Source organism: Pseudonocardia sp. EC080619-01 (genome assembly GCF_001420995.1).
Classification (GTDB): Bacteria; Actinomycetota; Actinomycetes; order Mycobacteriales; family Pseudonocardiaceae; genus Pseudonocardia.
Genome location: NZ_CP012184.1, coordinates 2,304,233 through 2,323,582, shown reverse-complemented (window position 1 = coordinate 2,323,582; position 19,350 = coordinate 2,304,233). Strand labels below are relative to the sequence as shown.

The following is a 19,350-nucleotide window of genomic DNA, read 5'->3' as shown; positions in this document are numbered from 1 at the left end:
TCCCGAACGCGCGTTGAACGCGAGCTCCGACTCGTGTCAGCATCGGCCCATGGTGGCAGAGATCCCCGAGGCGAGCGCGCCCGCACCGATCGGGCCGCGCCGTTTCCGCAGTTCACCGGCCCGCGCGGCGCGGATCGCCCGGCCGCTCGCCCTCGTCGCCGGAGTACGCGAGCCGGACGTCGCACTCGTCGACGAGATCGGCCGGCGGATGCTGACCCGCGACGAGACGGGCGCCGCCCTGGCCCGGGCGATGGGGCGCGGCCGGGAGGACCCGGAGCGGGTGACGATGCGGGCGTTCCACCGTGCGCTCGCCGACGGCGCGGCCCCCGCGGACGGACCGGCCGCGCTGCGCGAGTTCTTCGCGGCCGTCACCCCGGAACCGGGGTGGCTGGACCGGGACCTGCTCGAACGGGGCGCGCGGGCGTACCGGCGGCTCGGCCGCAGCCGCGACGACGTGCTGCTGGGCCTGTCGCTGATCGGCGGCTACCGCTACGGCGGGCCGACCGAGCTGCTGGTGCGGACCGGCGGGCTGACCGGCGACGGTGCGATGCGACGGCTGGCGGAGACGCAGGCGTGGTCCTTCGCGGTGAGCGCACCCGGCGGCATGCGTACCGGCGGCGACGGCTGGCGGGCGACCCTGCACGTGCGCGCGATGCACGCGCTCGTCGCCGACCGCTTCGAACGTGGCGACCGCTACGACGTCGCCACCCACGGTCTGCCGATCAACCAGTCGGACTCGGCGGCGACCCTCGGCCTCTTCAACAGCACCGCGATCCTCGGCTGCCGGCTGCTCGGCCGCCACGTCTCCGGTACCGAGAGCCGCGCGATCATGCACCTCTGGCGCTACGTCGGGTGGCTGATGGGCGTCGACGAGGACTGGCTGTTCGACGACGAGCGCGCCCAGAACGTGTTCAACCACCACGTGCTGCTCGCCCAGGGCGACGTCACCCCCAACGGTGCGGCGCTCGCCGTCGCCCTGGTCGACGGCCTCCGCTCGGAGCGGACCGGCGGCCCGCTGGACCGGCTCCGCGGCTCCTGGGAACGACGTCGGCTCCTCAGCCTCCTGCGGGTCTTCCTGCGCGCGGAGGGCATGCGGGACCTGGACCTCCCGGTCACGGCACCGTGGGCGGTCCCGGCGCAGGCGGTGCGCAACCTCGTCGAGGTCGGTGTGGTGGCCCGGACCCGGCGCGGACGGCGATGGCTGGAGTCCCGCTCCGACCGCCGGATCGAGGCCGATCTCGCGCGCCGGTTCGGCCGGGACCGCCCGGGGCCGCGGGACCTCGCCGTCTGAGCGGCCTGCTCGCGGGATGCGGGCCCGGGCGGCACGCATGCGTCGGCGGCGTGCGGTGGCCGGCGTGCGGTGGTCGGAGTGCGGTGGCCGGAGTGCGTGGGCGGTGTGTCCGGGCGGTGGGCTCGAGCTGCCGCGCTCGAGCCGACGCGACGGGCGACCGGGTTCTGTGGAACCGCTTCCTCAGGCAGCGATTCCGTTGTGGGTGATGTCGGAGGAGGGGGCGGGTCCGGCGCGCCGGGGCATGTGTGTTCTGCAGAATCGCTGCCTGGGGAAGCGAACTCAGAGAACCCGCTCCCGGTTGCGGTGGACGACACCCCCGGTCGCCGTGGCGTCGTGAGTGCTACGGCGGGCGCCCGTCCGTGCTGACGGCGCCGCGCTGCGCCGCGGCGCGGCTCAGGTGAAGGCGCTGATCCCCGTCACGTCCCGGCCCACGATCAGGGTCTGCATCGTCTCGGTGCCCTCGAAGGTGTGGATGGCCTCGATGTCGGCCCAGTGCCGCACGACGTGGTGTTCGAGCAGGATCCCGTTGCCGCCGAGCAGGTCGCGGGCCTCGGAGAGGATCGACCGGGCGGTGCGGGTGTTGTGCATCTTCGCCAGCCCCGCGACCGTCGGCGACAGCTTCCCGGCCTCGGCCAGGCGGGCGGTCTGCATGCAGTAGAGCTGCATGCCGGTGAGGTCGGCGAGCATCCGGACGAGCCGCTGCTGCACGATCTGGAAGCTCGCCAGGGGCTTGCCGAACTGGTGGCGTTCGGTCGCGTAGCGGAGCGCGGCGTCGTAGCCGGCCGTGGCGTGCCCCAGCGCCATCCAGGCGCAGGTGGACCGGGTCGTGGCCAGCACCGCCGCGCAGTCGGCGAAGGTGCGCGCGTGTGCGAGCCGGGCGTCGTCCGGGACGCGGACACCGTCCAGCGTGATGTCGGCCTGCCACAGGGCGCGCAGCGACACCTTCCCCGGGATCACGGTCGCCGTGTAGCCCTCCGCCGGGGTCTCGACGACGAACCCGAGCACGTCACCGGAGCCGGTGTCCCGCGCCCAGACGATCACCAGGTCGGCGACGGTGCCGTTGCCGATCCAGCGCTTGGTCCCGTTCAGGATCCAGTGGTCGCCGTCGCGGGTCGCGGTGGTCTCCAGCGCGACCGAGTCCGAGCCGTGGTCCGGCTCGGTCAGCGCGAACGCGCCGGTCCGCTCCAGCGTGGACATCGACGGCAGCCAGCGCTGCTTCTGCTCCTCCGAGCCGCACATGTCGACGGCCTTCATCGCGAGTCCCGCGTGGACACCGAGGAACGTGCCCAGCGAGCCGTCGCCGCGGTGCAGCTCCATGTGGACGAGGCCCAGCGCGAGCGGGCTCATCGCCGCTGCGCCGTGACCGGTGATGTCCTCGCCCACGATGCCGAGCTCGGGGAGCCTGCGGAACAGGTCCCAGGGCAGCTCCGCCCGCTCCCAGTAGCCGTTGATCTCGTCGAGCACCTCGGTGTCGACGAACCGGCGCACGTCGGTGAACCGCTGCCACTGCTCGTCGGTGAACTGGTCGCGCACCGAGAAGAAGTCGGTGCCCAGCGCCTCGCCGAGCTCGGTGTACGGGGTGGTCGATGCGGTCATCGGGGCGGCTCCCTCGCCGTCGGTGGAGCCCGATCGTCACATCTCCACCCACCTCCGGCGAGGTGTCAGGCCCTCACCAGGCAGAACGGGTGCCCGACCGGGTCGAGGAACACCCGGAAGCTCTCCGGCGCGGGCTGCACGTCGTGCTTGCGGGCTCCGATCGCGAGCACGGCCGCCTCACCGGCGTCGAGATCCGGGACGTCGAAGTCGAGGTGCACGCGCTGCGGATCGTCCTGACCGGGCCACCGCGGCGGGCGGTAGGCCCCGTCGGAGATCTTCTGGAACGCCAGCGTCGCGCCGGCGCCGCCGGGATCGAGCTCGACCCAGTCGTCGTGGGTCTGCCCGGCCACCGGCCAGCCGGTGATCCGTCCGTAGAACCGTGCGAGCTCCAGCGGGTCCGGGCAGTCGATCGCGGCGAGGGAGAACCTGGCGATGGGGGCGTCGGTGCTCATGCGGGCAGTGTGCCCGCGCCCCCCGACATTCTCCGTGCGCCGCGTTCAGGACGGCGGGGGCAGCTCGTCGATCGCCCGCTCGACCCGCTGCACCGACACCGGGTGCCGGGTCCGCATCGGGTGCGCGTAGAGCGAGACCCGCAGCTCCTCGATCATCCAGCCGATCTCGCGCAGCGCCGGTGACGGCTCGGTGTGCTCGGGCAACCCGGCGAGCAGCCCGCGGTACTCGGCCTCGACCGGCGCCATCTCCGCGGTCCAGCGGGCGTCGCGTCCGGGGTCGGCGTGCAGCTTGTCCAGCCGCACCTCGCAGGCCTGCAGGTACCGCTTCACGTCACCGAGCCGGGTCGCGCCGGCCGCGGTCACGAACCCCGGGGCGACCAGCCGGTCCGTGATCGCGCGGACGTCGGCGGCGCCGTCGCGGGTCGCGGGTCCGCGCAGGTCGGCGAGCTTCGCGCCGGTGGCGTGCCAGGCCTCGAGGACGCCGCGTGCCGCGTCGAGGACCTGCAGGGTGGTCGCGGGCAGCCGCATCCGCAGCAGCTCGGCGAGCCGGGCGAACTGTGCCTCGTCGAACGGGTCGCCGCCGCCCCGGCCGACGAGATGGTCGGCGGCGGCGGTGGTGCAGTCGTCGAGCAGCGCGTCCAGCGAACCGTGCGGGTTGCGCGACAGCGCCAGCCGGGCCCGGTTGTCGAGCCCGCGCTGGACCTGCTTGCCCGGGTTCGGCGTGCCGAGCAGGAGCAGCCGTCGTGCCCCGCGGTGGTGGGCGGGGTCGCGCTCGGGGGCCGTGGCGAAGACGTGCACGTCGGCCGACCGCCCGCGGTCGCGCAGTCCGGGGTACCCGGTCACGACGTGGGCCCCGCGCCGGATCGGCAGCTCACGGGGGAGCTCGCCGATCGTCCACGACGTCAGCCCGGTCTCCTCGATGCCACTGCCCGCGGCGGCCAGCTCCTCGCGCACCTTCGGCGCTAGATCGCGGCGCAGGCGTTCGAGGTCGGTGTCGCGGGCGATCTCGGCACCGGCCTCGTCGAGCACCCGGAAGGTGACCGTCAGGTGCTCGGGCAGCCGCTCCAGCTCCCAGTCCTCGCGCCGGATCTCGACGTTGCGCATCCGGCCGAGCTCGCGCTCCAGCCCGTCGAGCAGCGGGCGGTCGGTCTCGCCCGCCAGGCGTCGCAGCGCCGCCCGCGCGTGGTCGGGTGCGGGGGAGAAGTTGCGGCGCAGGTTCCGCGGCAGCGTCCTGATCAGCGCCGTCACCAGCTCCTCGCGGAGACCGGGGACCTGCCAGGTGAAGGGCGTCGGGTCCACCTGGTGCAGCGCCGCGACCGGGACGTCGACGGTGACGCCGTCGGTGTGGTGGCCGGGTTCGAACGCGTACGACAGCGGGAGCGTGAGCCCGCCGGCGTCGAGGTGGTCGGGGTAGTGGCCGCGGTCCACCTGGCTCGCGGCCTCGGTGGCCAGCAGTTCCTCGGTGTAGTCGAGCAGACCGGGGGACTCCCGTGACGCCGCCTTCCACCATCGGTCGAAGTGCTTGCCGGAGACGACGTCGGCCGGGACCCGCGCGTCGTAGAACGCGAACAGGGTGTCCTCGTCGACGACGAGGTCGCGGCGGCGGGCACGGTGCTCGAGCTCCTCGGCGTCGTCGAGCAGCTCGCGGTTCGCGTGGAAGAACGGGTGCCGGGTCTCCCAGTCGCCCTCGACGAGCGCGTGCCGCAGGAACAGGTCGCGGCTCACCTCGGGGTCGATCCGGCCGTAGGCGACGGTCCGGTCGGCGACCAGCGGCAACCCGTGCAGGGTCACCCGCTCGGTCACGACGGCCGATCCGCGGTTCCGTGACCAGCGGGGTTCAGAATACGTCCGTTTGACGAGATGTTCGGCGAGCGGCTCGATCCAGTCCGGCTGGACGGGGGCGACCGTGCGCGCCCACAGTCTCGTCGTCTCGACGAGTTCGGCGGCCATCACCCAGCGCGGCGGCTTCTTCGCCAACCCCGACCCGGGCCAGATCGCGAACTTCGCGCCGCGGGCGCCGAGGTAGTCCTTCGGGCCCTTCCGCTCCTTCTTCGGGTCGCCCTTGCCCTTCTTCTCCGCGAGCGGGTCCTGCATGCCGACCTGGGACAGCAGCCCCGCGAGGACGGACCGGTGGATGCGGTCGGCGTGCGCCGCCCACTCGGGGTCCCGCTCGTTCAGGTCCATCCCGGCGGACCGTGCGGCCTGCCGCAGCTGGCCGTGCAGGTCCCACCACTCACGGACCCGCAGGTAGTGCAGGAAGTCCTCGCGCAGCTCACGGCGGAACCGGTTCCCGGACAGGGCGTCGCGGCGCTCGTCGAGGTGGTCCCAGAGCCGCAGGAAGGCGAGGAAGTCCGAGCCGTCGACGCCGAAGCGCCGGTGCTTCTCGTCCGCCGCCTGGCGCTGCTCGGTGGGGCGCTCCCGGGGATCCTGCACCGACAGCGCCGCGGCGATCACCAGCACCTCGCGCAGGCAGCCGTTGCGGTGCGCCTCGACGAGCATCCGGCCCAGCCGCGGGTCCACGGGGAGCCGGGACAGGGACTGCCCGACGGCCGTCAGCGAGCGGCGGTCCGGGCGGAGCGCGCCGAGCTCGTGGAGCAGGTCGAGCCCGTCGGCGACGGCGCGCCGGTCCGGCGGCTCGACGAACGGGAACTCCGAGATCTCGCCCAGGTCCAGCGCGATCATCTGCAGCACGACCGACGCCAGGTTGGTCCGCAGGATCTCCGGGTCGGTGAACTCGGGGCGGGCGTCGAAGTCGTCCTCGGCGTAGAGCCGGATCGCGATGCCGTCACTGGTCCGGCCGCAGCGGCCGGACCGCTGGTTCGCCGACGCCTGGGAGATCTTCTCGATCGGCAGGCGCTGCACCTTCAGCCGGCGCGAGTAGCGCGAGATGCGTGCGGTGCCGGTGTCGACGACGTACCGGACACCCGGCACCGTCAGCGACGTCTCCGCCACGTTGGTCGCCAGCACCACCCGGTTGCCGGTGTGGCTCTGCCAGACCCGCTGCTGCTCGGCCGTCGAGAGCCGGGCGTAGAGGGGCAGGATCTCCGTGTTCCGCAGGTTCCGGCGTTCCAGGGCGTCGGCCGCCTCGCGGATCTCCCGCTCGCCGGGCAGGAAGACCAGCACGTCGCCGGGGCCCTCGCGCTGCAGCTCGACGACGGCGTCGCCGATAGCGTCGTCCAGCTCACGATCCGGGTCGGCGTCCGGGTCGTCGGGATCGACGACCGGCCGGTACCGCACCTCGACCGGGAACGTGCGCCCCGAGACCTCGACGATCGGCGCCGGATCGTCGTCCTCGCCGAAGTGCCGGGCGAACCGCTCCGGGTCGATCGTCGCCGAGGTGATGATCACCTTGAGGTCGGGACGGCGGGGGAGCAGGCGGGTCAGGTACCCGAGGATGAAGTCGATGTTGAGGCTGCGTTCGTGGGCCTCGTCGATGATCAGCGTGTCGTACTGGTGGAGGTCCTTGTCGCCGGCCAGCTCGGCCAGCAGGATCCCGTCGGTCATCAGCTTCACCAGGGTCGAGTCGCCGACCTGGTCGGTGAAGCGGACCTTCCAGCCGACCGCCCCGCCGAGCTCGACGCCCAGCTCCTCGGCGATCCGCGCCGCGACCGTGCGCGCCGCGAGCCGTCGCGGCTGGGTGTGGCCGATCATCCCGTGCACACCGCGGCCGAGCTCCAGGCAGATCTTCGGCAGCTGGGTGGTCTTCCCGGAGCCGGTCTCCCCGGCGACGATGACGACCTGGTTGTCCCGGATCGCGTCGGCAATCTCCTCGCGGCGCGCGGAGACCGGCAGCGTCGCGGGGTAGGAGACGCGCGGCAGCGCCGCCCGGCGGCGGGCGACCCGGTTGCCGGCCTTCTGCACGGCGTCTGCGACGCGCTGCTGGGCACGGCCGTCGCGCGCGCGGTCCAGACGGCTCCCGAGGCGCTCGGCCTCGGCCGGACCCAGCTCGGTGATGCGCTCGCGCAGCGCCGCGAGTTCGATGTCGTCGAGCGGGGGGAGCGGCGGCTCGATCCGGCCGCCGTTCCCGGCCGGGTCCGGGCCGTCGCGGTCGGGGCCGCGACGGCCGGGCTGGTCGGGGCCGGGCGCCGTGACGGCAGCGCTCCGGCCCCGCGGCCCGCGGCGGCGCGGTCGGCGCTGCTGCCCGCGGGCCGGGCGGCCGCGCGCGGCGCCCTCCGTCCCGGGGGCGGCCTGCGCTGCGGCCTGGTCTGGTGTGGTGGTCTGCTGATCGATGTCGTGCTGCCGTTCACCGGCCGGACGCCGGGGCCCGCGGCGGGATCGCCGCGGACGGGAGGTCGTGCCGGCCCCGAGGTCGGGTCGGTCGCTCTCGGGTCGGTCGCTCGAGGACGCGGCGGGATCGGTGGACATCGTCCGTTCAGTGTGCCTGGTGGTTCGCTGTGTCGCGGACGCCGACCATGGTGATCGGGCTCGCACGCACCGGCAATCGGATTTCGGGAGCGGTCGGAAAGGGTGTCCGAACCGGGCGCCGGTCGCCTCGCGGCGAGTGGCACACCGCGGCTCCAGCCGGACGGTATTCCACGGCGGCGGTTATCCATTGCGGCCCGGGGACTCGTGTCGCCCGGCTCGGACAGTCGTTCCAACGGGCGGGCCGGGCGGATCATTCCCGGGGGCCGGAGAATTTCCCGCCGCCCCGTCCGAGGGGCGGACGGGGCGTCGTCACGAGGCGGGACGGCCGGGGAGCTGCCGTCCCGCCCGGGCCGGGTCGGAGCACCCGGACGATGCTGCGCGACGGCGGTCACCGCCCGGACAACCTCACCTCAACGGCGGCTCAACGCGGGGGAGTGCGACGACGGCCGTCGTGCCGGCGTCGACCACCGAGCTGATCGTCAGCGTGCCGCCCATCGCCTCGACCAGCCCCCTGGCCAGCGGCAGGCCCAGCCCGATGCCCTGGTCGGCGGGGCCGTGCTCGGCGAGGTCCAGCCGGTCGAACGCGACGAAGATCCGGCCGGTGACGTGCTCGGGGATGCCGCGCCCGGAGTCGCGGACGACCAGCCGGACGCCGGCACCGCCGCCGTCGATCCCGACGGTCACCCAGCCGTCGGGCCGGTTGTAGCGGATGCCGTTGCCGACCAGGTTGATCAGCACCTGGCGCAGCCGGCGCGGGTCGGCCAGGACGTCCGCCGCGCCGCCCGGTACGTGGTGCAGCGTCACGCCCCGCTCGCCCGCCACCGGCCCGAGGAGGTCGAGCACCTCGTCGGTGAGGGCGGCCGCGTCGACCCGCTCGGGATGGACCGGCAGCGCACCGGCCTCGACGCGGGCGACGTCGAGCACCTCGTCGACGAGGGACAGGATGTGCGACGTCGCGCCGGCGATCCGGTCCAGCGCGCCGGCCCGCCGGTCGGCGGGCAGGTCGAGGGTGCCGAGCAGCTCGGCGAACCCGCTGATCGCCTGGAGCGGGGTGCGCAGCTCGTGCCCGAGCGCCGCGACGAACCGTGACTTGGCCCGGCTGGCCGACTCGGCCGCGGCCCGTGCGACCTCGGCCTCGTGACGGGCCTGCCGCTCGCGCAGTGCCGCGCGGCGCTGCGTCAGGTCCAGCACGGCCACCGACAGCTGGACGACGCCGCCGTCCGGCCCGTGGACCGGCGAGGACGTGACCGCCAGCTCCAGCTCCGCACCGCCGGCGTGACGGGCCCGGGCCTCACCGGCGGCACCCGCGCAGGGGACCAGGACCTCGTCGACCCGTTCCCCGGTGATGTCGCGGCCCAGCAGCTCGGTCAGGGCCCGGTTGGCGTCGGTGATCCGGCCGTGCGGGTCCGCCAGCGCCATCCCCGTCGCGTTGTCGGCGAACGCCCGCCGGAACCGTTCCTCGCTCTCGGCGAGCGCGCCGAAGAGGCCCGCATGCTCGATCGCCACCGACGCGAGGTGGGTCAGCCGGTCGACCAGGCGCTCCTCACGGGCCGAGGGGCGGTGCCGGTGGTCGTGGTAGACGGCGAACGTCCCGAGCACACCCTGGCGCCCCCGGATCGGCGACGACCAGCACGACCGCAGCCCGTGCGGGGTCGCGAGCGCGCGGTACTCGCGCCAGCGCGGGTCGGTCCCGATGTCCTCGGCGACGACCGGCCGGTCCAGGTACGCGGCCGCACCGCAGGACCCGGCGTCGGCGCCGATGGGCAGGCCGTCGATCCGGGACGAGTACGCGTGCGGCAGCGACGGCGCCGCCCCGTGGTGCAGGGTCGACCGGGCCGGGTCGAGCAGCAGGACCGAGCAGCGGGCCCCGGGGACGAGATCCTCCAGCACGGCGGTGATCCCGGCCAGCACGTCGGACAGCGGGGTGCCCTCGGCGATCCGTTCGAGCAGCTCGGTCTGACGGCTGAGCAGCGCGAGCGTGTCGTCGTGGTCCAGCCCGGGGCGGGCGTGCGTCCTCGCGCTCATCCGGGCTCCAGCCGGTAGCCGACACCGCGGACGGTGCGCAGGAACCGGGTGCCCCCGGGGAGCTTCTGACGCAGCCGGTGGACGTGCTCGGTCACGGTCGCCTCGCTCCGCCAGTCCGGCGCGCCCTCCCACACCTGCTCCAGCAGCTGGACCCGGCTGAACACCTGGCGCGGGTGCCGGGCGAGGAACGCGAGCAGGTCGAACTCGCGGGCGGTCAGCTCGACCGGGGCACCGTCGACGGTGACCTCGCGGGAGGCGTCGTCGACGCGCAGACCGCGGACGGGCCCGTCGCCGGGGTCGGGGTGCGGGGGCGCCGATCGGCGGAGCACCGAGCGGACCCGGGCCACGAGCTCGCTGGGGGAGAACGGTTTGACCAGGTAGTCGTCCGCGCCGAGGTCGAGCCCGACGATCCGGTCGGTCTCGCCGCTGCGTCCGGACAGCACGATCACCGGCATCGCCGCGCCCCCGGTCACGGACTCGTCGCCGCGGACCCGGCGCAGCACGTCCAGGCCGCCGACGCCGGGCAGGGACAGATCCAGGACGACGAGATCGGGCCGCTCCCGGCCGATCCGGTCCAGCGCGGCGGCACCGTCGGCCGCGGCGGCGACGGCGAACCCGTCCGCCTCCAGCTGCCAGGTGACCAGGGTGCGGACGCGCTCGTCGTCGTCCACCACCAGCACCGTCGTCATCCCCCGATCGTGGCGCCGACGGTGTGACGTGCGCAACTACCGGTGCGGCTCCGGGAGCTCCGCGAGCACCCCGTCGGTCCACGGGGTCCAGGCCTCGGCCGCCCACGGCCCGAAGTCCCGGTCGGTCAGGACGACGGCGGCGGCGCGCACGTCGGGATCCACCCACAGGAAGGTCCCGGACTGTCCGAAGTGGCCGAACGTCCGCGGCGACGAGTGCTCGCCGGTCCAGTGCGGGGACTTGCCGTCGCGGATCTCGAAGCCCAGGCCCCAGTCGTTCGGGCGCTGCCGGCCGTAGCCGGGCAGCAGGCCGTCGAGACCCGGGTAGGCGACGGTCGTCGCCTCGGCGACCGTGCGCGGGTCGAGGAGCTTCGGGGCCTGCAGCTCGGCCGCGAACAGCGACAGGTCCGCGGCGGTCGAGACGGCGCCCGCGCCCGGCGCGCCCTCCAGGCGGGTCCGCGTCATCCCGAGCGGCTCGCAGACGGCCTGGTGGAGGTAGTCGGCGAAGCCGATCCCGGTGGCCCCGGCGATCGCGTCGCCCAGTACCGCGAACCCGGTGTTGGAGTAGATCCGGCGCTCGCCGGGGGCGGCCTTGACCTCGTCGGTGTCGAAGGCCAGGCCGGACGTGTGCGCGATCAGGTGCCGGACGGTGGCGCCCTCGGGGCCCGCGGCGTCGTCCCAGTCGACGGCGCCCTCCTCGACCGCGACCAGTGCGGCGTACGCCGACAGCAGCTTGGTCACCGAGGCGAGGCCGAACTCGCGGCCGGTGTCGCCGGCGTCGGCGAGCACCGCGCCGTCGGCACCGACGACGGCGGCGGCGACGTGGTCGACCGGCCAGTCCAGGACCCGGCGCACCGCCGGGGCGAGCCCGGTCACGGTGCGGGGAGCGGTCGGGTGCGCATGCACCCATCCTGGCAGCCGGTCGCGCGGCGCCGTCAGGAGTCGCCGTAGACCGGGACGAGCGCGCCGCTGACCGGGGCGGCGTCCGGCCCGGCGAGGAACGCGATCACCCGGGCGATCGCGGCGGGGGCGACGGCGCGGTCCACGGCGTCGGCGTCCATCCACTCGCGGTTGGCGGGGGTGTCCACGACCGACGGGAGCACCGCGTTGACCCGGATCCGCTGCCCCCGCAGCTCGTCGGCGAGCAGCTCGACGGTGCGGTGCACCGCGGCCTTGCTCGCGCCGTGCACGAGCTGTGCGGGACCGGAGGTCCCGGTCCGGGCGCCCACCGCGACGATCGAGCCGCCGCCCGCCGCGGCGATCCGCGGGGCGGCGGCCTGGGCCGCCCAGACCAGCGTGCCGAGGTTGGTGTCGAACAGGCCGTGCAGGGTGTCCGGGTCGAGGTCGGCGAGCCCTCCGTGCGAGTAGCCGCCGGCGACGGCGACCAGCGTCCCGACCGTGAGACCGCGTCCGTCGATCTCGGCGAAGGCCCGCCCGACGTCGCCGCGGTCGGTCAGCTCGACCGGGATCCGGTGCGGGGCGTCGAGCGCGTCCAGCGCCGGGCCGAGCCGGTCGAGAGCGACGACCGGCTGCCCGGCCCGCTGGAACTCGGCGACGACGGCGCGGCCCAGCGCGCCCGCGGCCCCGGTGACGACGACGGCGTGGCTCATCCCGGCATCGTCGCACCTCGGCGGCCCACCGGGGCGTCGCACACGGTGGCGGGAACCGGTCCGGGACCCCAGGATCAGGGCATGCGAGCGGATGCGACGGCGCGGCACCGCCGACCGGGGCCGCGACCGGTGGTCCGGACAGCGCCACCGGCAGCGCCGCGCACGGGAGGCCCCGCGTGACCGGCCGGGTCGTCGTCGGGACGTCCGGCTGGCGTTACCCGCCGTGGCGCGGCACCTTCTACCCGCCCGGGCTGGTGCAGCGACGTGAGCTCGAGTACCTCTCCCGGCAGGTCACCTCGATCGAGATCAACGGGTCGTTCTACGCGCTGCAGCGCCCGGAGAGCTACCGGTCGTGGGCCGCCGAGGTCCCCGACGGCTTCGTGTTCTCGGTGAAGGGTCCGCGGTTCGTCACGCACATGAAGCAGCTCCGCGACGCCGCGGTCCCGGTCGCGAACTTCTTGGCGTCCGGGGTGCTCGGACTGGGCGCAGCGCTCGGCCCGGTGTTGTGGCAGCTCCCGCCGCGGATGCGGTTCGACGCCGACCGGATCGCCGGGTTCCTCGCGCTGCTGCCTCGCGCCACGGCCGCGGCGGCGCGGTTCGCGACCGGGCACGACGAGCGCGTCGAGGGACGCGCGCTCACCGCGACCGACGCCGACCGCCCGCTGCGGCACGCGATCGAACCGCGGCACGAGTCGTTCCGGGACCCGGCCTTCCTCGACCTGCTGCGCGAGCACGGCGTCGCGCTGGTGCAGTCCGACGCGGCCGGGACCTGGCCGGTGTTCGACGAGGTGACCGCGGACCTGGTCTACGTCCGGCTGCACGGGCAGGGCGAGCTCTACTCCGGCGGCTACACGGTGGAGGCCCTGGACTCCTGGGCGCGGCGGATCCGGGAGTGGACCGCGGGGGGACTCGACGTCGTCTGTTACTTCGACAACGACATGAAGGTGCACGCCCCGACCGACGCGATCGCCCTGCTCGACCGGCTGCGGTGACCCCGACGACTCCCGTGACGACATCCGGTGGTGACCCGGCACTGCCGGACGGCGGGGACGTGCAGCCCGATCGGGTGAAGGACGGGTGTTCCGGTCCTCAGTACTGATGAGACCGCCGCGTCACGTGACACGGCAGCGGGGGACCGATCGACAGGGGTCACGTGACCACCTCGCAGAACTCCTCCGGCGCCCCGGCCCCGTCCGACCCGCCGCAGCCGTCCGGCCGCCACGCCGACCGTGACTCCGCCTCCCGCCCCCACATCACCCCGCACCCGGCGACCCAGTACGACCCGGCCCGCCACGGGGATGTGCAGTACGGGGCCACTCCGCAGGGGTACGGCCAGGCGCAGTACCGGTACGGCACCGCTCCGCAGGGGCCGGCGCCGCAGTACGGGGCCCCGCAGGGGTACGGCCCGGCCGGCCCCGGCCACCCCGCACCCGGCTACGGCCCCGCGGGACCGCACACCGGCCACGACCCCCGGTACGGAGCTCCGGGCCCGTACCCGACCGGGCCGCAGCCGATCTACGACGGCCACCCCGGCATCCCGTTCGGCGGCGCCCCGTTCGGCACCCGTTCCCCCGCCTCGCCCCCGGCCGGCCTGCCCGCGGTCCCCGCCGACGCCGGTGCGGCCCCGTGGCCGACCGCCGCGCAGCGGACCACCGGTGCCGCGGCCGCTCCGGCCGTCCCGGCCCAGCGCGGTGCCACCGGCCTCCAGCCGGTCGCGATGCCGCGCAACGGGTTCGGCACCACCGCGCTGGTGCTGGGCATCATCGGTGTGCTGACCGCGATGATCCCGATCGTCGGCGTCGTCGCCTGGCCGATGGTGATCATCGGCCTGATCTTCGGTGTCCTCGGGATCGTGCGGGCGGGCAAGGGGATCGCCACCAACCGCGGCGTCGCGATCTCGGGGACGGTGCTCTCGGCGCTCGGGCTGCTCCTGTGCATCCTCTGGGTCGCGGCCTTCGGGTCGGCGGTCGACTCGGCCTCGTCCGGGGCAGTGCCGTCGGCGGCCTCGGTCCCGGCCGCGAGCGAGCCCGTCGCGAGTGCCCCCGCCGTGACCGCTCCGAGCATCGAGCAGCCCGCCGCGGCGGCGTCCCCCGCGGGGGGCGACGTCATCACCTACGAGGTGACCGGGTCCGGGTCGGCGGGGAACATCACCTACGTCAAGGACTCGAACATGGGTATGGAGCAGGTCAACGCCACCGACCTGCCCTGGACCAAGGAGGTCACCTTCGACGGCGGTGTCCTCTCCTTCCAGCCGCTCTCGCTGGTCGCCCAGTCCGGTTCCGGCGGTAGCGGTGAGATCACCTGCCGCATCATGCGGAACGGCCAGGAGATCACCTCCTCGACCAGCTCGGGCCCCTACGCGGTGGTGAGCTGCTCCGGTAGCTGACCCGCACCCCGACGCGCACCGGGCCGCGCTCGGTGGTCACGCACGACGCTCGGCCCGGAGCACGACGAGGCCCTCCCGCGGACGCGCGGGAGGGCCTCCGTGCGTCAGCGGCTCGCCGCCCGCTTGTACTGCCTGCCCGCCAGCGGCCCGAACACCGCGACGACGGCGACCGACCAGATCAGCGTGTAGAGCACCGGGTTCTGCAGGGGCCAGGTCTGCGAGGCCGTCATCGTCGAGGCGACCGCGTCGGTGTTGCCGAACAGCTCCCGTGCCGCCTGGGTGACCGCGGAGACCGGGTTCCACTCGGCGAACACCCGCAGCGGCCCGGGCAGCGTGTCCAGCGGGACGAAGGTGTTCGCCAGGAACGTCAGCGGGAAGATCACCACGAACGACGCGTTGTTCACGACCTCCGGGCTGGGGACCAGCAGGCCGACCCAGGCCATCACCCAGGAGAACGCGTAGGCGAACACCAGCAGCACCAGGAACCCGGCGAGCGCCTCGAGGAACGAGGTGTGGATCCGCCACCCGACCAGCAGCCCGGTCAGCGACATCACCACCAGCACGATCACGTTGTTCACGACGTCGGACAGCGTACGGCCGGTCAGTACCGCCGACGGCGTCATCGGCAGCGAGCGGAACCGCTCGATGATCCCCTTCTTCACGTCCTCCGCGAGCCCCGCGCCGGTGTTGGTCGCCCCGAAGATCACGGTCTGGGCGAAGATCCCGGCCATCAGGAACTCCCGGTACCCGGCACCCCCGCCGGTCGGGTCGATCGCGCCGCCGAACACGTAGGCGAACAGCAGCACGAACATGATCGGCGAGAGCGTCGTGAAGACCAGCAGGTCCGGCACACGCTTGATCTTGATGAGGTTCCGCTTGGCGACGACCGACGCGTCCGCCAGCATCGTGGCCGCCGCGTTCACGACGTCACCTCCGCGCGCTCGGTGTCCTCGTCGACCTCGGCCGACGGACGGCCGGTCAGGGTCAGGAACACGTCGTCGAGGGTCGGGCGGCGCAGTCCGGCGTCGTCGACCTTCGTCCCGGCCTCGCGCAGCCGGTCGAGCGCGTCGCGCAGCACGTCGACGCCTCCGGTGACGGGCATCGTCAGCGACCGCCGGTGCCGGTCGAGCACCGCCTCACCGACCCCGAGCGGGGCCAGCAGCCGGGCCGCGGGCTCCAGGTCGGCCTCCACACTCGTCGTCACCTCCAGGCGTTCGCCGCCCACCTGGGCCTTGAGCTGGTCCGCGGTGCCGCGGGCGATCACCTTCCCGTGGTCGATCACGACGATCTCGTCCGCCAGCGCGTCGGCCTCCTCCAGGTACTGGGTGGTGAGCAGCAGCGTCGTGCCCCGGGCGACCAGCCCGCGGATCACGTCCCACAGGTCGTTGCGGCTGCGCGGGTCCAGGCCGGTGGTCGGCTCGTCGAGCAGCAGCACCGGCGGGTCGGCCACGAGCGCCCCGGCCAGGTCGAGCCGGCGCCGCATGCCGCCGGAGTAGGTGCGGGCGGGCCGGTCCGCGGCGTCGGTGAGGCCGAAGTCGGAGAGCAGCTCCCGCGCACGCTCCCGGGCCCGGCGACGGCCCAGGTGGTAGAGCCGCCCGACCATCTCCAGGTTCTCGAAGCCGGTCAGGTACTCGTCGACCGCGGCGTACTGGCCGGAGAGCCCGATCCGGCGCCGCACCCCGGCGGGATCGGCCCGGACGTCGGCGCCGGCGACCGTCGCCTCGCCCCCGTCCGGCTGGAGCAGCGTGGTCAGCACCCTGACCACGGTGGTCTTGCCGGCCCCGTTCGGGCCGAGCAACCCCAGGACGGTGCCCTCGGGAACGGACAGGTCGACCCCGTCGAGCGCCCGTACGGCGCCGTAGTGTTTGACCAGTCCGGTGGCGCGGATCGCGTCGGCCATCGTGGAGATTCCCCTCGACAATCCCGGCCCGCCGCGACGGCGGGCCGACGGGCGTCAGACTGCCTCAGGGCCCCGACAGTTTCCGAACGGATTCGGCGTGGCTCAGTCCTGCGCGGCGACGCGCGCGGCGTGTGCGACCAGCATCCGGCGCCCCACGAGCATCAGGGCGGCCGAGGCCAGCATCACCACGGCGTTCACCGACCACGCCACCGTGAACGACGCGTGCGCGGCCAGCCAGCCGAACACGATCGGCCCGGCGAACCCACCGGCGTACACCCCGACCTGGACGACCGCCGTCGCCGCGGCCGGAGCCGACGGGTTCAGCCGGACGACCGCGAACTGCAGCAGCCCCGGCCAGGCCCACCCGAGCCCGAACGCCAGGACCGTGCCGATCACCAGGGCGGGCGTGCCGGGCACGGCGAGCAGACCGAACCCGACCGCGCCGGCGGCGAGGCTGGCGGCCACCACCGCGACGTGCCCACCGCCGCGGCCGGTCGTGCGCCGGGCCTCCTCACGCCGGTCGGCGAGCCAGCCGTGCAGCAGCCGGATGCTCAGCCCGATCACGCTGCCCATGGTCAGCACGAGACCGGAGAGGCCCGGGTTCACGCCGCGCTCGACGGCGGAGGCGACGAGGAAGATGCCCAGCGCGGTCGCGGTGCCCGCCGCCATGCCGGAGGCCGCCCCGATGACGCCGAGCGCACCCGTCGCGCGGTCGTTCTTCGCGGCCTTCGGGGCCGGACCGGCGTCCTCACGGGGGCAGAGCAGCAGCGCCGCCAGGGCGAGCACCGCGCCGAGCGCGTAGGCCCAGCGCCACCCGACGGTCAGCGCGATGGCCGGCACCGCGATGCCGGCCAGCAGCGTGGCGGTCGGGATCGCGGCCTGCTTCACCCCGAACGACAGCCCCATCCGGCGGGCCGGCACCGAGCGCGCCAGCGTCAGGTTCGACGACAGCTGGCCCATCACGTTGCACCACGCCCCGCACAGCAGGAGCGCCACCAGCGAGCCGTACGACCGGGCGCCGAGCGCGAGCGCGGCCAGCATGACGGCCGCGCCGAGCACGGCGATCCGGCTGGTCAGGCGGGACCCGACCCGCTCGACGAGCATCCCGACCGGCAGCGAGCAGAGCGCGCTCACGCCGAAGTACAGCGCGACGACCAGACCGAGCCCGGACGGGTCGAACCCGAGATCGGCGGACAGCTGCACCGCGAGCGCGCCGGTGAGGAAGACCGGGAGCACCGACACCGTCGTCACCGCGACCGCGCCGCCCGCCACCCTGAACGCGGACGGTCCGGTCGTGGTGTGCGATTCGGTCGCGATGCTCACGATGAGCAACGCTAACCGATTCGCCCGCTCCGCAGGGAGCGAACGTGACTCATCCCCGGATGCGGGATCCGCCCTGGTCGGCCCACTCCTTCTCACGCAGTTCGAACTTCTGGACCTTGCCCGTGGAGGTCTTGGGCAGCTCCTCGACGATCTCGACGTACTTCGGTGCCTTGTAGCGGGCGATCCGCGTCTTCACGTGGTCGATCAGCTCCTGCGGCTCCGCGGCGCGGCCCGGCCTGAGCACGGCGAACGCCTTGCAGACCTCGCCCCACCGCTCGTCCGGGACGCCGACGACGGCCGCCTCGAGCACCGCCTCGTGCGAGACGATCGCCTGCTCGACCTCGACGGTGGAGATGTTCTCCCCGCCGGAGATGACGACGTCCTTCGCGCGGTCGCGCAGCTCGACGTAGCCGTCGGGGTGCACGACGCCCAGGTCTCCGGAGTGGAACCAGCCGCCCGCGAACGCCTCGGCGGTCTTCTCGTCGTCGAGGTGGTAACCCTTCATGACGTTGTTCCCGCGCATGACGATCTCGCCCATCGTGGCGCCGTCGGCCGGGACGTCGGCCATCTGCTCGTCGACCACCCGGAGCCGGTCCGCGCAGACCATCCCGACGCCCTGCCGGGCCTGCAGCCGGGCGCGTTCCTCGCCGTCGAGCCCGTCCCAGGCACGCTGGTACTGGTTCACCGAGTACGGGCCGTAGGTCTCGGTGAGGCCGTAGACGTGCACGATGCGGAACCCCATCCGCTCCATCTGCAGGATCGTCGTCGGCGACGGCGGCGCCCCGGCGGTGGTGATCACCAGCGGGTAGTCCAGCGTCACCGCCTCGGGCGCGTTCATGATCGTCGTGACGACCGTGGGTGCTCCGTTGAGGTGGGTCACGCCGTGCTCGGAGATCAGCCCCCAGATGACGTCGCCGCGCACCTCCCGCAGGCAGACGTGGGTGCCGCCGATCGCCGTCACCGCCCACGGGGTGCACCAGCCGTTGCAGTGGAACATCGGCAGCGTCCACAGGTAGACGCTGTCCGGGGTGTGCGTGGAGTGCACGATCTCGCCGAACGAGTTCAGGTAGGCACCGCGGTGGTGGTACTCGACGCCCTTCGGGTTCCCGGTCGTCCCGGACGTGTAGTTGATCGAGATGGTGCCGCGCTCGTCGTCGACCGCCCACGGCCGCGGGGTGTCCGAGCCCCTGGCCAGCAGGTCGGCGTAGGACAGGCCGGACCCGACGCCGTCGCCGGGGGCGGCCGGGTCGGTGACCGTCACGATCTCCCGGACCGTCTCCAGCTCACCCGCGACCGGACGGACGGTCTCGTACAGGACGGCGTCGACGACGAGGACCTTCGCGCCCGAGTGGTCGAGGATGTAGCGGACCTCCTCGGTGGAGAGCCGCGTGTTGATCGCGACCAGCACGGCGCCCGCGAGCGGCACGGCGAAGTGCGCGACCAGCATCTCGGGGACGTTGGGCAGCAGGTACGCCACCCGGTCCCCGGGCTCCACGCCGGAGGCCTCCAGTGCGTTCGCCACCCGGGTCGCCTCCGCCGCGAACTCCGCGTACGTGTGCCGCCGGTCCCCGTAGACGATCGCCGTCGTGTCGGGGAAGACGTCGGCCGAACGGCCGAGGAACGCCAGCGGGGTCAGCGGGGTGGTCCAGACGTCGGTGGTTCCGGCGGTCACGGTCGGCTCCTTCGCAGGCGGTGCACGTCCCGGGGGATCCTCGC

14 protein-coding genes are annotated in these 19,350 nt (G+C 74.1%); 3 read left to right on the top strand and 11 right to left on the bottom strand.

The genetic code is table 11. The features are described 5' to 3' along the window. Positions 1–49: 49 nt before the first annotated feature. Positions 50–1,291 (top strand): oxygenase MpaB family protein, encoded by a 1,242-nt coding sequence (locus AD017_RS10835; protein WP_060574135.1) that lies wholly within the window; start codon positions 50–52, stop codon positions 1,289–1,291. Between the two features lie 393 nt (positions 1,292–1,684). Here the strand turns inward: AD017_RS10835 and AD017_RS10830 are convergent, their stop codons facing one another. From AD017_RS10830 to AD017_RS10800, 7 genes are all read right to left on the bottom strand, one after another. Then, entirely contained in the window at positions 1,685–2,887 is a 1,203-nt protein-coding gene (locus AD017_RS10830; RefSeq protein ID WP_060574134.1) for an acyl-CoA dehydrogenase family protein, read from the bottom strand. Between the two features lie 65 nt (positions 2,888–2,952). Beyond that, positions 2,953–3,339, bottom strand: a complete 387-nt coding sequence (locus tag AD017_RS10825) for a VOC family protein (protein ID WP_060574133.1) — start codon at positions 3,337–3,339, stop codon at positions 2,953–2,955. A 45-nt stretch (positions 3,340–3,384) separates the two neighbouring features. Beyond that, on the bottom strand, positions 3,385–7,704 hold the full coding sequence (hrpA, locus tag AD017_RS10820) for an ATP-dependent RNA helicase HrpA (protein ID WP_082399165.1): 4,320 nt from the start codon (positions 7,702–7,704) through the stop codon (positions 3,385–3,387). Between the two features lie 405 nt (positions 7,705–8,109). Next, complete coding sequence (locus AD017_RS10815) at positions 8,110–9,729, bottom strand: ATP-binding protein (protein ID WP_060574132.1); 1,620 nt, start codon at positions 9,727–9,729, stop codon at positions 8,110–8,112. After that, positions 9,726–10,418, bottom strand: coding sequence for a response regulator transcription factor (locus AD017_RS10810; RefSeq protein WP_060574131.1), 693 nt, complete (start codon positions 10,416–10,418; stop codon positions 9,726–9,728). The genes AD017_RS10815 and AD017_RS10810 overlap by 4 nt, the downstream gene beginning before the upstream one ends. Before the next feature lie 36 nt (positions 10,419–10,454). Next, on the bottom strand, positions 10,455–11,270 hold the full coding sequence (locus AD017_RS10805; RefSeq protein WP_202796415.1) for a serine hydrolase domain-containing protein: 816 nt from the start codon (positions 11,268–11,270) through the stop codon (positions 10,455–10,457). An 80-nt stretch (positions 11,271–11,350) separates the two neighbouring features. Next, positions 11,351–12,025, bottom strand: coding sequence for an SDR family NAD(P)-dependent oxidoreductase (locus tag AD017_RS10800; protein ID WP_060574130.1), 675 nt, complete (start codon positions 12,023–12,025; stop codon positions 11,351–11,353). Between the two features lie 176 nt (positions 12,026–12,201). Between AD017_RS10800 and AD017_RS10795 the strand changes: the two genes are divergently transcribed. Then, on the top strand, positions 12,202–13,017 hold the full coding sequence (locus AD017_RS10795; RefSeq protein ID WP_060574129.1) for a DUF72 domain-containing protein: 816 nt from the start codon (positions 12,202–12,204) through the stop codon (positions 13,015–13,017). A gap of 161 nt (positions 13,018–13,178) precedes the next feature. Then, a complete protein-coding gene (locus AD017_RS10790) occupies positions 13,179–14,411 on the top strand; it encodes an MmpS family transport accessory protein (protein WP_060574128.1) in 1,233 nt (410 codons plus the stop codon). 104 nt (positions 14,412–14,515) lie between these two features. Here AD017_RS10790 and AD017_RS10785 read toward each other — a convergent pair whose 3' ends face one another. From AD017_RS10785 to AD017_RS10770, 4 genes are all read right to left on the bottom strand, one after another. After that, a complete protein-coding gene (locus AD017_RS10785) occupies positions 14,516–15,334 on the bottom strand; it encodes an ABC transporter permease (protein WP_369822003.1) in 819 nt (272 codons plus the stop codon). Continuing rightward, positions 15,331–16,311 carry a daunorubicin resistance protein DrrA family ABC transporter ATP-binding protein gene (locus AD017_RS10780; protein ID WP_010236748.1) on the bottom strand — a complete coding sequence of 327 codons (981 nt, stop codon included), beginning with the start codon at positions 16,309–16,311 and terminating at the stop codon, positions 15,331–15,333. The genes AD017_RS10785 and AD017_RS10780 overlap by 4 nt, the downstream gene beginning before the upstream one ends. Before the next feature lie 102 nt (positions 16,312–16,413). Further along, the gene (locus AD017_RS10775; RefSeq protein ID WP_227012714.1) at positions 16,414–17,634 is read right to left on the bottom strand and encodes an MFS transporter; all 1,221 of its coding nucleotides are present in this window, start codon (positions 17,632–17,634) and stop codon (positions 16,414–16,416) included. A 49-nt stretch (positions 17,635–17,683) separates the two neighbouring features. Beyond that, positions 17,684–19,306 carry an acyl--CoA ligase family protein gene (locus AD017_RS10770; RefSeq protein ID WP_060574126.1) on the bottom strand — a complete coding sequence of 541 codons (1,623 nt, stop codon included), beginning with the start codon at positions 19,304–19,306 and terminating at the stop codon, positions 17,684–17,686. Positions 19,307–19,350: the final 44 nt, after the last annotated feature.

Excerpts from the sequence above, each read along its gene's own strand:
- AD017_RS10835 (WP_060574135.1), top strand. The coding sequence starts at position 50 with ATGGTGGCAGAGATCCCCGAGGCGAGCGCGCCCGCACCGATCGGGCCG.
- AD017_RS10810 (WP_060574131.1), bottom strand. The coding sequence starts at position 10,418 with ATGACGACGGTGCTGGTGGTGGACGACGACGAGCGCGTCCGCACCCTG.
- AD017_RS10830 (WP_060574134.1), bottom strand. The coding sequence starts at position 2,887 with ATGACCGCATCGACCACCCCGTACACCGAGCTCGGCGAGGCGCTGGGC.
- AD017_RS10815 (WP_060574132.1), bottom strand. The coding sequence starts at position 9,729 with ATGAGCGCGAGGACGCACGCCCGCCCCGGGCTGGACCACGACGACACG.
- hrpA (WP_082399165.1), bottom strand. The coding sequence starts at position 7,704 with ATGTCCACCGATCCCGCCGCGTCCTCGAGCGACCGACCCGAGAGCGAC.
- AD017_RS10800 (WP_060574130.1), bottom strand. The coding sequence starts at position 12,025 with ATGAGCCACGCCGTCGTCGTCACCGGGGCCGCGGGCGCGCTGGGCCGC.
- AD017_RS10780 (WP_010236748.1), bottom strand. The coding sequence starts at position 16,311 with ATGGCCGACGCGATCCGCGCCACCGGACTGGTCAAACACTACGGCGCC.
- AD017_RS10825 (WP_060574133.1), bottom strand. The coding sequence starts at position 3,339 with ATGAGCACCGACGCCCCCATCGCCAGGTTCTCCCTCGCCGCGATCGAC.